The organism is Shewanella dokdonensis (assembly GCF_018394335.1).
GTDB classification, from domain to species: Bacteria; Pseudomonadota; Gammaproteobacteria; order Enterobacterales; family Shewanellaceae; genus Shewanella; species Shewanella dokdonensis.
In genome coordinates this window covers 3,041,750-3,055,504 of record NZ_CP074572.1, presented here as the reverse complement: position 1 = coordinate 3,055,504, position 13,755 = coordinate 3,041,750, and the positions used below count along the sequence as shown (strand labels likewise).

At 51.4% G+C, this 13,755-nt stretch carries 12 protein-coding genes and 2 pseudogenes; 13 read left to right on the top strand and 1 reads right to left on the bottom strand.

Annotated features, from left to right (window positions below; translation table 11 throughout):
- The first annotated feature begins 59 nt into the window (after nucleotides 1-59).
- The 5 genes from KHX94_RS14670 to KHX94_RS14645 all read left to right on the top strand — a co-directional run bounded on the left by KHX94_RS14670 (nucleotide 60) and on the right by KHX94_RS14645 (nucleotide 4,428).
- A complete protein-coding gene (locus KHX94_RS14670; protein WP_213681204.1) occupies nucleotides 60-617 on the top strand; it encodes a thermostable hemolysin in 558 nt (185 codons plus the stop codon).
- A 138-nt stretch (nucleotides 618-755) separates the two neighbouring features.
- Nucleotides 756-2,249 (top strand): AMP-binding protein, encoded by a 1,494-nt coding sequence (locus KHX94_RS14660; protein ID WP_213681202.1) that lies wholly within the window; start codon nucleotides 756-758, stop codon nucleotides 2,247-2,249.
- A 13-nt stretch (nucleotides 2,250-2,262) separates the two neighbouring features.
- The gene (locus KHX94_RS14655; RefSeq protein WP_213681201.1) at nucleotides 2,263-2,958 is read left to right on the top strand and encodes an iron-containing redox enzyme family protein; all 696 of its coding nucleotides are present in this window, start codon (nucleotides 2,263-2,265) and stop codon (nucleotides 2,956-2,958) included.
- A gap of 8 nt (nucleotides 2,959-2,966) precedes the next feature.
- Entirely contained in the window at nucleotides 2,967-3,797 is an 831-nt protein-coding gene (locus KHX94_RS14650) for an SDR family oxidoreductase (protein ID WP_213681200.1), read from the top strand.
- Entirely contained in the window at nucleotides 3,784-4,428 is a 645-nt protein-coding gene (locus tag KHX94_RS14645) for a tetratricopeptide repeat protein (protein WP_213681199.1), read from the top strand. The genes KHX94_RS14650 and KHX94_RS14645 overlap by 14 nt, the downstream gene beginning before the upstream one ends.
- Nucleotides 4,429-4,484: 56 nt before the next feature.
- On the opposite strand, the gene KHX94_RS14640 is transcribed toward KHX94_RS14645, so the two are convergent.
- The gene (locus KHX94_RS14640; RefSeq protein ID WP_213681198.1) at nucleotides 4,485-4,985 is read right to left on the bottom strand and encodes a zinc ribbon-containing protein; all 501 of its coding nucleotides are present in this window, start codon (nucleotides 4,983-4,985) and stop codon (nucleotides 4,485-4,487) included.
- 123 nt (nucleotides 4,986-5,108) lie between these two features.
- On the opposite strand from KHX94_RS14640, the pseudogene leuS reads away from it, so the two are divergent.
- The 8 genes and pseudogenes from leuS (at nucleotide 5,109) to rodA (ending at nucleotide 13,752) form a co-directional block, all read left to right on the top strand.
- Nucleotides 5,109-7,687 (top strand): annotated as a pseudogene (gene leuS / locus KHX94_RS14635) (leucine--tRNA ligase).
- A 27-nt stretch (nucleotides 7,688-7,714) separates the two neighbouring features.
- Nucleotides 7,715-8,224: an LPS-assembly lipoprotein LptE gene (locus KHX94_RS14630; RefSeq protein WP_244859179.1), complete on the top strand. Its 510-nt coding sequence runs from the start codon at nucleotides 7,715-7,717 to the stop codon at nucleotides 8,222-8,224.
- On the top strand, nucleotides 8,224-9,255 hold the full coding sequence (gene holA, locus KHX94_RS14625; protein ID WP_213681197.1) for a DNA polymerase III subunit delta: 1,032 nt from the start codon (nucleotides 8,224-8,226) through the stop codon (nucleotides 9,253-9,255). The genes KHX94_RS14630 and holA overlap by 1 nt, the downstream gene beginning before the upstream one ends.
- Nucleotides 9,255-9,911 carry a nicotinate-nucleotide adenylyltransferase gene (nadD, locus tag KHX94_RS14620; protein ID WP_213681196.1) on the top strand — a complete coding sequence of 219 codons (657 nt, stop codon included), beginning with the start codon at nucleotides 9,255-9,257 and terminating at the stop codon, nucleotides 9,909-9,911. The genes holA and nadD overlap by 1 nt, the downstream gene beginning before the upstream one ends.
- Before the next feature lie 69 nt (nucleotides 9,912-9,980).
- Nucleotides 9,981-10,304 carry a ribosome silencing factor gene (gene rsfS / locus KHX94_RS14615; protein ID WP_213681195.1) on the top strand — a complete coding sequence of 108 codons (324 nt, stop codon included), beginning with the start codon at nucleotides 9,981-9,983 and terminating at the stop codon, nucleotides 10,302-10,304.
- A 5-nt stretch (nucleotides 10,305-10,309) separates the two neighbouring features.
- Complete coding sequence (rlmH, locus tag KHX94_RS14610) at nucleotides 10,310-10,780, top strand: 23S rRNA (pseudouridine(1915)-N(3))-methyltransferase RlmH (protein WP_213681194.1); 471 nt, start codon at nucleotides 10,310-10,312, stop codon at nucleotides 10,778-10,780.
- Nucleotides 10,781-10,800: 20 nt separating this feature from the next.
- On the top strand, nucleotides 10,801-12,666 hold the full coding sequence (gene mrdA, locus KHX94_RS14605; RefSeq protein ID WP_213681193.1) for a penicillin-binding protein 2: 1,866 nt from the start codon (nucleotides 10,801-10,803) through the stop codon (nucleotides 12,664-12,666).
- Nucleotides 12,653-13,752, top strand: a pseudogene (rodA, locus tag KHX94_RS14600) (rod shape-determining protein RodA). Before mrdA ends, rodA begins: the two are co-directional and overlap by 14 nt.
- Nucleotides 13,753-13,755: the final 3 nt, after the last annotated feature.

The window sequence follows — 13,755 nt, the reverse complement described above, 5'->3', positions numbered from 1 at the left end:
ATTCCTTAAGCTGACTCCGCTAGGGTGAATCATGAGATATCACCAGCGGAGTTCTCTTTATGTTCCAGCAATTGCCGCAAGTACCGTCGGTAGCCATAAATTCTGGCGCGCACTCCATACCCAACATAGGGCTGATTACCATCGCGCATCAACAGCGCCCAGCGGTAGAGCAATTTATTGCATCCAAATTCCAACAGGTGCATCACGCACAGCTCAACAGTTTTCTCCCCTGGCTCATAGACATCAGTTACCACGGCCGCACTGTCGGCGCCTACGGTTTGCGTCCCGGGCAATATCAACCATTATTTATTGAACAATATCTGCCTGCTGCAATCGAACAACTAGTGGCTGAAGTCGCCAAACGTCCGGTTGTGCGCGACAGCTTGATCGAGATAGGTAATCTGGCTTTAGAGACAAAAGCCTTCGGGCCGATGTTAATGGTTACCCTGGCGCAAATGCTGGCAAGTGCCGGTTATGAATGGATGGTATTTACCGCAACCGAACAGGTACAACATTTAATGCAACGTCTTGGGTTTGAACCTCACAGCCTGTGCTCTGCGGATCCAGCCAAACTTGCCAGGCGACTACAGTATCTGGGGCAGTTATTACCGCAATAATCCGAGCGTCATGATAGGAAATCTGCAGCGGGCAAGTGAAATCATCAATACTGACCCGCGCTTAGCAAAAATTGCTGCAACCTATAGTAACCAAACCGCCACTGTCGCTACTGCCATCCGTCGTAAATAAGAGGCAACATGAATAATATTGTAGAGTTTATGCGGCAAACGGCGCAGGGTTCGCCTGCCCAGATTGCGCTTGAAGACAGTCAACAACAGCTCAGCTATCAACAACTGGCGCAACGTGTTGAGGTTTTGGCAAATTGGCTGCAACAGCGACAGGTCTCCTGTGTCGCGCTGCACGGGGGCAACAGTGCCGATTGGGTCATCGTCGATTTAGCCTGCCATGTCGCCAATATCGTCTGCCTGCCATTACCGTTATTTTTTACCCCTCAGCAAATTCGTAACTGCCTTGAACAAGCGGGAGCGGAGCTGCTGCTCAGCGAAGAACTGCTACTGCCAGGACAATGTAAACTGGATCTGGAAGAGGCCTTACCTGGTGTCGCCGCCTGGGCGCTACCGGAACGTTTCCATTGCTGGGAGTTGCCCTTCAACAGCAGCAACCAGCTACCGGAAGGCACCCAAAAAATTACCTTTACCTCAGGTTCCACCGGTCATCCTAAAGGTGTTTGTCTCAGTCGCGATCACCAATGGCGCGTGGCACAGTCACTGGCTGATGAGATCGCGATTAAACAGCCAAGGCACCTGTGTCTGCTGCCACTAAGCACACTGTTAGAAAATATTGCAGGCGTCTACAGCCCGCTATTGTGCGGGGGAACCGTTGTGATACCGAGCGATGCACAGCGAGGCATGCTGGGCAGTTCCAATCTGGATAGCTGGCGGCTGTTGCAATGTATTAGCGAAATAAAACCGGATTCAATGATCCTGATCCCGCAACTGCTGCGCTTACTGTTAGCGGCCAGCCAACAGGGATGGCAAGCGCCCACCTCACTCAAATTCGTGGCAGTGGGCGGTGGCAGAGTCGATCCGCAGTTACTGAGCAAGGCCCGGCAACTGGGCTTACCGGTATACGAAGGCTATGGCTTGTCAGAATGTGGCTCGGTGGTTGCCCTCAACACACCTGCCAATCAACGCATTGGTGCAGCGGGGAAAATTCTGGCGCATTGTCAGGTTCGGATTGAAAAACAAGAAGTGGTCGTAAGTGGAGCCTGCCATCTTGGTTATGCGGGGATGCCCGACAGCTGGTATCCCCACGAAGTTTATACCGGCGATCTCGGCCATTGCGAAGAGGATTGGTTATTCATTGATGGTCGCAGTAAGAACCTGCTGATCTCCTCCTTTGGCCGCAACATCAGCCCCGAGTGGGTAGAGTCAGTGCTGATGTCTGAACCCTTGCTAAATCAATGTATGGTGGTCGGTGACGACAAACCTTATTTGTGCGCCTTGCTCAGCGCCTCATCCGCCGTGAATGAGCAACAAATTACCAATTGGATAAAAACGGCCAATGCCCAACTCCCAGACTATGCCCAGATCCGCCAATGGCTAAGGCTGGAAGATAAACAGTTATTACCCTATATAACCGCCAATGGGCGCCTGCAACGTCTAGCGCTGTTGCAAGCGTTTGATACACAGATTGATTCGCTGTATCAGTCCCATCCACAGACCAACTGAGACGAGATAGCTTATGGCTTTTTACGATGACTTACAGTTACACACCGCAGCCGGACGCCAATACCTGTTGGAGACGCCAATTATCAATCATTGTCTGGCAGGCAATGTCACCTTACCTGAGTATGTGGCATTTTTGCAGCAGGCCTATCACCACGTGAAGCATACCTCCCCGTTATTGATGGCGGTTGGCTCACGCTTACCGGAAAGCAAAGAGTGGCTGCGAGAGGCGGTAGCCGAATACATTGATGAAGAAAAAGGCCATCAAGAATGGGTGTTAAATGATATTGCCGCCTGTGGTTTTGACAAAGAAAAAGCTCGCCACAGTACCCCCAATTTTGCCACTGAGCTGATGGTAGCTTACGCCTGGGATATGGTCAGCCGTGTTAATCCGCTGGGATTTTTCGGGATGGTCAATGTCCTCGAAGGCACAAGCATCAATATGGCGTTGATGGCGGCCGACAAGATCCAGGCAAGTCTGGGTCTCCCCGAGAGTGCGTTCAGTTATCTGAAATCCCACGGTGAACTGGACAAAAAACATATGCAATTTTTTGAAGGTCTGATGAACCGCATCACAGATAGTGCCGAACAGCAGTTGATCATCCATGCGGCTAACAACTTTTACCGTTTGTACGGCAACGTATTCCGCGAACTCGATGCCAAACAAGCGGCAATGCTCGACAACAACACACTAGTCAGCAAAGCGGGATGAGGTGACACATGACATTACCTCGTAGACGAGTCGTCATTTCCGGTGCCAGTGGTGGCATCGGCAGTGCCATCGCCAAAGCCCTTGCCGTGCAAGGGCATGAACTGCTGCTCTGTGGTCGCAACAGCAGCAAACTCAACCAGCTCAAAGAAGAACTTGAGGGAACTGGCCATCAGTTGCTGACAGCCGATCTTACCACGGCGGCAGGGCTCAAAACCCTGTTGGCCGCGGCACAGGCATTTGATGCTGATACACTGATCAACTGCCTGGGTGTCAATCAGTTGCAAACGCTCAGCGCCACGAGTGCCGCCGATAGTGAGCGGATACTCAATACCAATCTGCTAGCGCCCATTAATATCTGCCGTACCTTGCTGCCGCTGTTTCAGCTGAAACCATCCACCATAGTAAATGTGGGGTCGATTCTTGGCAGTATCGGTTATGCGGGCTCGACCCTGTATTGCGCCAGCAAAGCTGGATTACATGGCTTTACCGAGGCGCTACGGCGAGAACTTGCGGACACCAAGATTTCCGTACTGTATTTGGCCCCACGCGCAACCGATACCGAACTCAATAACCAAGAAATGCAGCAAATGAATCAGCAACTTGGTAATAAAACCGACAGTCCAGAGTGGGTTGCCGAGCAATTGTGTCAAGCACTGGCACAGCGCCGCCAAGGGGATCTGTATCTTGGCTGGCCAGAATCGCTCTTTGTACGAATCAATGCCCTGTTACCACGTGTGGTAGACAAGTCACTGTTAAAACAATTGCCCATCATCAAACGTTTCTGCCAGGGAACAACCCCGGCACCGCAAACCGCAGGAGAACGCCATGAAGTATCTTAATCTGTTGTTAACGGCCTGCGTGGTGTTTGCCACCAGCGCCAATGCCAGCGAGGCCAGTGACCAAGCATTACAGCAGCTGCAACAGCAGTGGGCGGTCAATAATTACACGTTAAAAGGTGATGACCAAGAGAAAGCCTTTGATGAGCTACTGAAGCAAGCGGATAACGCGGTAAACACCTACCCAGACGACACTGCTATCGTCATCTGGCACGGTATCATCAACTCCACTTATGCCGGCGTCAGTGGCGGACTCGGGGCACTAAAATACGCCAAAATTGCCAAAGCCGATTTTGAAAAAGCAATTGCCAAAGACCCCGATACACTGCAAGGTTCGGCGTACACCAGCCTTGGCGTGCTTTATTTCAAAGTGCCTGGCTGGCCCATCGGTTTTGGTGACGATGACAAGGCTGAGGAACTGCTAAAGAAAGCCCTCACCATCAATCCCGATGGTATTGACGCCAACTATTTTTATGGCGAATTTCTGCTGGATGATGACCGTTACGCTGAAGCCGAAAAATACCTGCAAAAAGCGCTACAGGCAGCTCCGCGCCCAGGCCGGGAACTGGCAGATAGCGGCCGTAAGCAGGAGATAATCGCAGCACTAGATAAATTGAAAAAACAACAGAGTTAACCACAGCTAACAAACGCAGCCTTGGCTGCGTTTGTGTTATTGGTAAGTGGCGGCACTCAAGGCATCAGCGGTTCACGGGTAAACTCTGCGTGGTCGCACTCAGGGCAATCTGGGATCACATCAGTAAATTCAATGTCCATTTTATAACCGCAATGAGTACACGTCAGCGTGCCTTGGGTCACAATGTCACCACTGTGGTAAAGCCCTTTTTGACTGAACTGCTGCGCTAATTCATGCCACTCCACTTGGCTACGGTCACTGATCTCACCCAGCCAATGCCAAAGGGTATTTTCCAAGGTAATGGCAGTTGGGCTATAACTCAGATCATCTTCGGTTTGCGCCGCGATAAAACTGGCAATATCCCGCTGTAAAAACTCTTCCACCAGTTGCAGTTGTTCTTCATCAGCATGGCGCTTTAATGCCAAATACTCTTTACCTCGCTTAATGGTGCTGAGCAGGCTTTTAACAGTGAGAGAGCTATCCTGCTGATAGATTTCCTTCACTTTCTGAAACAAATCCCGATACAGCTGCAGCAATTCCTTACTTTTATCACTCATGGCGCTACTCCTTTAAGACGAGTCTTGGTGAATGACTCACTTCTGGTTTATTCTATGCGGATTTAAAATGCGCCGCATAGCGCGTATCTCTCAAATTTATGGGCGGCAATGCCGAAAAACCTGATGCAAGAGCAATACAATCCCTCAGAAATTGAGGCCCGGGTTCAACAGCACTGGGCAGACAACAAAACTTTTGAAGTCACCGAAGATAACAGCAAAGAGAAGTTTTACTGCCTCTCCATGTTTCCCTACCCTTCTGGTCGCCTACACATGGGCCATGTACGCAACTACACCATAGGTGATGTTGTCGCACGTTTCCAGCGTCTGCAAGGTAAGAATGTCCTGCAACCTATCGGTTGGGACGCCTTTGGTCTGCCAGCAGAAAATGCCGCCATCAAGAATAAATCAGCGCCAGCCCCTTGGACTTACGCCAACATTGATTACATGAAAAACCAGCTGAAAATGCTGGGATTTGGCTATGACTGGAGCCGTGAAATTGCCACTTGCACCCCGGAATATTATCGCTGGGAACAGTGGTTTTTCACCAAGCTGTATGACAAAGGCTTAGTTTACAAAAAGACCTCTTCCGTCAACTGGTGCCCGAACGACCAGACCGTACTGGCCAACGAACAGGTGGTAGACGGTTGCTGCTGGCGTTGCGATACCAAGGTTGAGCAGAAAGAGATCCCGCAGTGGTTCATCAAAATCACCGCGTATGCCGAAGAACTGCTCAACGAAATCGATAACCTGGACGGCTGGCCGGAACAGGTTAAAGCAATGCAGCGTAACTGGATTGGCCGCTCCGAAGGGGTGGAAATGACCTTCCAGGTCGCCGACAGTGACGACACCTTTGATATTTACACCACCCGTCCCGACACCGTCATGGGCGTTACCTATGTGGCAATTGCGGCAACGCATCCGCTGGCACTGCAAGCGGCAGCTAACAATCCCGCGCTGGCAGCATTTATTGAAGAATGTAAACAAAGCACTGCGTCTGAAGCTGACTTAGCCACCATGGAGAAAAAGGGGTGGCGACTGGCCTGTATGCCATCCATCCGCTGACCGGTGACAAAGTGCCGGTATGGGCAGCTAACTTTGTGCTGATGAACTATGGCACCGGGGCGGTGATGTCTGTGCCAGGACATGATCAACGCGACTACGAGTTTGCCACAAAGTATGGTCTACCTATCAAGGCAGTGATCAAAGCCGTTGATAGTGAACCAGATTTGAGCCAAGCCGCGTTTACCGATAAAGGCATTCTGTTTAATTCTGGTGAGTTTGACGGTTTGGCGTTTGACGCAGCCTTTAATGCGATTGCCGACACGCTTGTAAGCCAAGGCAAAGGCAAACGTCAGGTGAATTTCCGTTTGCGTGACTGGGGCGTAAGCCGTCAGCGCTACTGGGGTGCACCGATCCCTATGGTTACCATGCCTGATGGTAGCGTGATCCCAACCCCCGCCGAGCAATTGCCGGTCATTCTGCCAGAAGATGTGGTGATGGATGGCGTGCAGAGCCCGATTAAAGCTGACAAAGCGTGGGCCAAAACTACAGTGAACGGCCAGCCAGCACTGCGGGAAACCGATACCTTCGATACCTTCATGGAATCTAGCTGGTATTACGCCCGCTACTGTTCACCAAAAGCCATGCAGATGCTGGATACTGACAAGGCCAACTATTGGCTGCCGGTAGATCAGTACGTTGGCGGCATTGAACACGCCTGTATGCACCTGCTGTACTTCCGCTTTTTCCACAAATTACTACGGGATGCCGGACTGGTTAACAGCAACGAGCCCGCCAAACGGCTGCTGACCCAAGGCATGGTACTGGCCGATGCCTTCTACTACACCGATGAGAAAGGCGCGCGCGTCTGGGTATCACCACTGGATGCCGAAGTGCTGGAACGTGACGACAAAGGCCGTATCAGCAAGGCGGTGGACAAAGAAGGTCATGAACTGGTGTATACCGGCATGAGCAAGATGTCCAAATCCAAAAACAACGGCATCGATCCGCAGTTGATGGTGGAAAAATACGGTGCCGATACCGTGCGCTTGTTTATGATGTTTGCCGCGCCACCAGAAATGACCCTGGAATGGCAGGAATCTGGCGTTGAAGGCGCGCATCGTTTTATCAAACGTTTGTGGAAACTGGCCTCAGACCATATCAATGCTGGTGCAGCCGAAGCACTGGATGTCAGCCGTCTCAATGCCGAGCAGAAAACGCTGCGCCGTGAACTGCACAAAACCATCGCCAAAGTCACCGATGATATCGGCCGGCGGCAGATGTTTAATACCGCAGTTGCCGCGGTGATGGAGCTGATGAACAATCTGCAAAAAGCATCACTGGAAAGCGCTCAAGACCGTGCGCTGATGGCTGAAGCGCTGTCTGCCGTTGTGCGTTTACTGTACCCCATCACCCCACACCTGAGCTTCAGTTTGTGGCAAGCACTGGGTCACACCAGCGATATCGAAACGGCGGCTTGGCCAGAAGTAGATACTGCGGCGTTGGTTGAAGACAGTAAACTAGTCGTAGTGCAAGTTAACGGTAAACTGCGCGCTAAAATCACCGTTGCCGCCGATGCCGAACAGGCACAGGTGGAAGCACTGGCGCTGGCAGATGAACAGGTACAGAAACACACCGAAGGCAAGAGCGTTCGCAAGGTGATTTATGTACCTGGAAAACTGTTGAATATTGTAGCGAACTAACATAACTCATTGATGCACAGGACATTCATGCTGACACTTACTAAGTCTATGCGGCAATTGATGTTCTCGGCGCTGGCACTGGTGCTCATGACCAGTGCCGGTTGCGGATTTCATCTGCAAGGCAGTTACTCAATTCCGCCTGAGCTCAGAACGCTCAGCCTTACCACGCCAGACCAGTACAGTGAATTAAGCCGGCTGGTGCAAGATCGCCTACGGCTGCACAACATCAGCATCAAACCTGCGAGTGCCAAGTTACCGCGACTGACACTGATGAAAGACTCGCTGGAACGTTCTACCCTGTCAATTTACTCCACAGGTAATGTGGCAGAGTACGAACTGATCTACCGGGTGTTTTTCAGTGTCGCTATGCCAGATAAAGAAGCGCAGAGTTTCACGGCTGAAGTGCGCCGTGACTACCAAGACGATCCACGTACCGCGCTTGCCAAAAGCCGCGAAATGGATCTACTGGTAAAAGAGATGCGCATCCAGGCTGCGGATTACATTATTCAGACGCTGGCCGCCACCGAGGTGAAGTGATGCGGGTGTATCCGGATCAGTTTGCCCGGCAAATAACAGTGCTTAAGCCCTGTTATCTGCTATTTGGCGACGATCCTTGGCTACTGGATACCACTAAATCACAACTGTTGGCAGCAGCTCGTGCGCAAGGGTTTGAAGAGCGCGTTCAACTCGAGCAGGAAAACAGCTTCAACTGGCAGGATCTCTACAATGAGTGGCATGCCATGAGTCTGTTTGCCAGCCGCCGGATCATTGAGTTACAACTGCCGCAGGCTAAACCAGGAAGCGATGGCAGTGCCATGCTGCAAGCGCTATTGGCACAGCCTAATCCCGATACTGTGTTGCTACTCACTGGCCCCAAATTGGCACAAGAACAACAGCATAGCAAATGGTTTAAACTGCTGGATAGTAAAGGCATTTTCGTTCCCTGCACCACACCGGAAGGGCCGCAGTTTCAGCGCTGGTTAGATAGCCAAATCCAACACTACCAATTGCAGCTACAAGCCGATGCGCGGGCGATGCTCGCCAATCTGTATGAAGGCAACCTTTTGGCAGCAGACCAGGCACTGCAACTGCTACAACTACTGGCGGGACAGCGTCAGGTCAACGCAGCGGAGCTATCACACTATTTCGAAGATCAATCACGCTTCAGTGTGTTTCAGCTCACCGATGCCTTGCTCGCCAACCAACAGGACAAAGCCCAGCACATGCTGGTGCAACTGAAAGCAGAAGATACCGCGCTGCCAATCGTCCACTGGGCGCTACAAAAAGAGCTGACACAATTATGGCAGCTACAGTCAGCACTTTCGGCTGGACATAACCTTAATCAACTGTTTGGACAATACCGGATCTGGGATAAGCGTAAACCCCTTTATCAACAGGCACTAAAACGCTTATCACTGGCCGCGATAGAAAATATGCTTGGCGTCAGTTCTCAGCTGGAACTGGCACTTAAACAACAAGGGCGTGAGGACTGGATCGGCATCAGCCACCTGTGTCTGATGTTTGATGCTGAGGCTCATCGGCAGTTACAGCAATTTGAGTTAAGCTGATGCGAATAGGGATTTTAGGCGGGACATTCGATCCAGTACATTATGGTCACCTGCGACCAGCAGCGGAAGTATGGCAACAGCTCCAGCTCGATCAGCTGTGGCTGATGCCCAACAACATTCCCCCACACAAGCAGCAGGCCAGTGCCAGTGCAGAGCAGCGCTTAACAATGTTGCAACTAGCCGCGGCTCACTTCCCGCAATTGACCATCAATGCGGTGGAGCTGGAACGTACCACCTTGTCTTACAGCGTCACCACCTTACAACAGCTGCGGCAAAAACATCCGCAAGATATGTTTTATTTCGTCATGGGCACAGATTCACTGGTGTCGTTAACCAGTTGGCAAAGCTGGCATGAGCTGTTTAACTTATGCCACTTGGTGGTGTGCTATCGCGATGGTTGGCAACTGCAAGCCGACAACCCGCTTTATGGTGAATGGCAACAGCGACAACTAAGCCCGGCGCAGCATCTGGCCAATATCCGTCAAGGTCGCGGCAAAAACAGCGGCGACATCATTATGGTGGATGTGGCACCACAGCCCTACTCGTCAACCGCCTTGCGTAAAGCCATTGCCACCGATGACTGGCAACTATGCAAAGAAGCGGTTCCCACCGAAGTGCTGGATTACATCTTGGCGCAACAGCTTTACCGTAACTGAGGCTGATCCTGCCAGCAGTTTAGGTATATACTACGGCGCTTGAACATTTACCCCATGAGGAATAACAGCTTGCAGAGTGCGGAGTTGAAACAATTCGTTGTTGATAAGGTCGAAGACATCAAAGCCAAAGATATTGTGGTGCTTGATGTACAGCAAAAATCCAATATTACCGATTACATGGTGATATGTACCGGAACCTCAAATACCCATATCAGTGCCATTGCCCAACATGTGGTCAGCGAAGCCAAGCAAGCGGGTATGTTGCCATTGGGGGTCGAAGGCCGCGATGGCAGCGAATGGGTGTTGGTCGATCTTGGCGACGTGATTCTGCACGTTATGCTAGAGCAGGCTCGCGAGCATTATCAGCTGGAAAAACTCTGGACTGAAGTGTAGCGCTGATGAAGTTACAACTCATCGCGGTCGGCACCAAAATGCCAGACTGGGTCAGTAAAGGGTTTACCGAATACCAACGCCGTTTCCCGCGGGATATGGCGTTGGAACTGCTGGAAATCCCGGCGGGGAAACGCGGCAAAAATGCCGACATTGCGCGCATTTTGCAAAAAGAAGGTGAAGCCATGCTTGCCGCCGTAGCCAAGGGGAATCACATCGTTACGCTAGATCTACCGGGCAAGAACTGGACCACACCAGAGTTAGCTGAAAATCTGGCGAAATGGCAACTGGATGGTCGCGATGTCAGCCTGTTGGTGGGTGGGCCCGAAGGGTTAGCGCCAGCATGTAAGCAGGCGGCGGCACAAAGCTGGTGTCTGTCGGCACTGACATTACCACATCCACTGGTACGGGTCGTGGTTGCTGAAAGCCTGTACCGCGCCTGGAGCATTAACAACAACCATCCCTATCACCGGGAATAACCGCTGACGGAGATCCGCGAGTGCAGCAACGAAAGCGAATTACCATGCACGACCATGCCGCCGAGGCCGCTTTATTTCGGCGCCGTGCAATGTTCACTTTCATCTGTGTGGCAATTCTACTGCTGATCTTGGTAGGTAACCTTTATCACCTACAGATCACCTCATATAAAGACTATGCCACCCGCTCTAACGACAACCGCATCCGAGTGGTACCACTGCCGCCTAGCCGCGGGTTGATCTATGATCGTCATGGTAAACTTCTGGCAGAAAATCAACCGTTTTACTCGTTGGAAGTGATCCCGGAAAAAGTCAAAAACATGGACGCCATGCTGGATGAGCTCAGCAAGGTGGTGCCATTGTCAGATGACGAACGGCAAAGTTTTACTGATGCGCTGAAATTTCATCGCCGCTTTAAGCCATTAACACTGAAAAGCCATTTAACTGAGCCAGAGTTAGCCGCGTTCAGCGTCAATCAATATCGTTTTGAAGGCGTATCGGTAGAAGCGGGGCTGAACCGCTATTATCCTTATGGTGAGCTGCTGACCCATGTACTGGGTTACGTTGGTCGCATCAATAACCGCGATCAAAAGGCATTGGAGCTTTCCGGTGACTGGCCCGACTATGCCGCCACCAATGACATCGGCAAACAAGGCGTAGAAAAATTTTATGAGAGCCTGCTGCACGGCAAACCTGGGCACCTGGAGGAAGAGGTCAATAACCTAGGGCGCCACATCCGTACCCTGAAAGTTGAAGCCCCAGAACCCGGCCAGGATATCTACCTCACCATCGACCTGGCATTACAACAAAAAGCGATGGAACTGCTGGCGGGACGACGCGGCTCTATCGTCGCCATTGATCCACGCGATGGCGGGATTTTGGCAATGGCCTCCAGCCCCAGCTACGACCCCAATCAGTTTGTCCATGGTATCACGGCCAAAGCCTACAGCGATTTGCTAAATTCCCGTTCGCGGCCGTTGATCAACCGCGCCACCCAAGGGCAATATGCGCCAGCATCAACAGTTAAACCGTTCCTAGCCTTGATGGGGCTGGAAGATGGCATAGTCAATGAAAAGACCCGAGTATGGGATCCAGGTTTCTGGCAAATTCCCGGGGTAGAACGCAAATATCGTGACTGGAAACGTTGGGGACACGGTTGGGTCGATGTCTATGGCGCCATTATTAACTCCTGTGATACCTATTTTTACGATCTGGCCTACAAGAGCGGTGTTGACCGCATCTCTAATTTCATGACCCAGTTTGGTTTTGGTGAAAACACGGGTGTTGATATCTATGAAGAATCGGCCGGGAATATGCCCTCCCGCGATTGGAAACGGCTGCGCTATAACCAGCCGTGGTATATCGGCGACACTATTTCCGTGGGGATTGGCCAGGGTTACTGGACCACAACGCCACTCCAGTTAGCCACTGCCGTCACCATTCTCGCCAATAAAGGTCGGCGTTTACCGCCGCATCTGCTGAAATCCATCAAAGACAGCACATCGATGATCGATTCGCCCGTAGAAGAACGGCCACCACTAGAGCTGAAAAATCCCCATCATTGGGAAGTGATTGCCGATGCCATGCGCCAGACTGCACACAAGAGTCGTTTCAGCGATGCCAGTTATACTGCTGCGATGAAAACGGGTACGGGTCAGGTATTCAGTGTGGCCGAAGACGCCAAATACGATGCGGATACCATCGACGAACACCTGCGGGATAACGCCTTGATTGTGGCCTATGCGCCATTTGAAAATCCGAAAATCGTCCTGACGGTGATTCTCGAAAATGCCGGTTGGGGTGGGCAGAATGCGGGGCCGGTCGCCAGAGCGATGATGGATGAATATCTGCTGCGGGATAAATGGGAGTTGACTCATGCACAGCCATAAACCTACCTTCTGGCAGCGACTGCATCTGGATTTGCCACTATTGCTTGGCTTGCTGGCTCTGATGTGTTTTGGTCTTTTTATCATCTACTCGGCCAGTGGTGAAGACCCCGGGATGTTAGAGCGGCAGATGATCCGCATGGTACTGTCACTCGGGTTGATGTTCGTGCTGGCCCAAATAAACCCCGAAGTCTACCGCCGCTGGGCCTTGCCTATTTACCTCACGGGTGTGGTGTTTTTGGTCGCGGTACACTTTTTTGGTGAGATAAACAAAGGGGCACAACGCTGGTTAAATCTAGGGTTTATGGAATTTCAGCCATCGGAACTAATGAAGCTAGCATTTCCTATCACCATGGCTTGGTACATCAGTAAATTCCCCTTGCCGCCCAAGAAGCGTTATCTGGCAGGTGCCGCAGTGTTACTGGCAGTACCCACCTTATTGATTGCCAAACAACCAGATCTTGGCACCTCGATTCTGGTGGCCGCTTCTGGGGTATTTGTGCTATTTCTGTCGGGCATGAGCTGGACCATAGTCGGTGGCGTCATTGCCGCACTTCTGGCGTTTTTGCCAGTGTTATGGTTTTTTTGATGCACGATTATCAACGCAATCGGGTGCTGACACTGCTCAATCCAGAAGCCGATCCCCTCGGTACGGGTTACCACATTATCCAGTCAAAGATCGCGATTGGCTCTGGCGGACTCTGGGGCAAGGGCTGGCTAGACGGCACCCAATCACAGCTGGAATTTCTGCCAGAACGGCATACCGATTTTATCTTTGCGGTCATAGGTGAAGAGTTTGGCCTTATCGGCAGCCTGTTTTTATTAGCATTATATCTGTATGTGATTGGCCGCGGACTGGTGATTGCCTCTCGCGCCCAGACCAGTTTTGCCCGTTTGCTGGCAGGTTCAATCACCCTCACCTTCTTCGTATATGTGTTTGTTAATATCGGCATGGTGTCCGGTATTCTACCCGTGGTGGGAGTTCCTTTACCTTTAATCAGCTATGGCGGCACCTCCATGCTGACTTTGCTAGCGGGTTTTGGCATTCTAATGAGCATTCATACTCACCGACGCTTCATCGACAGATAGGAA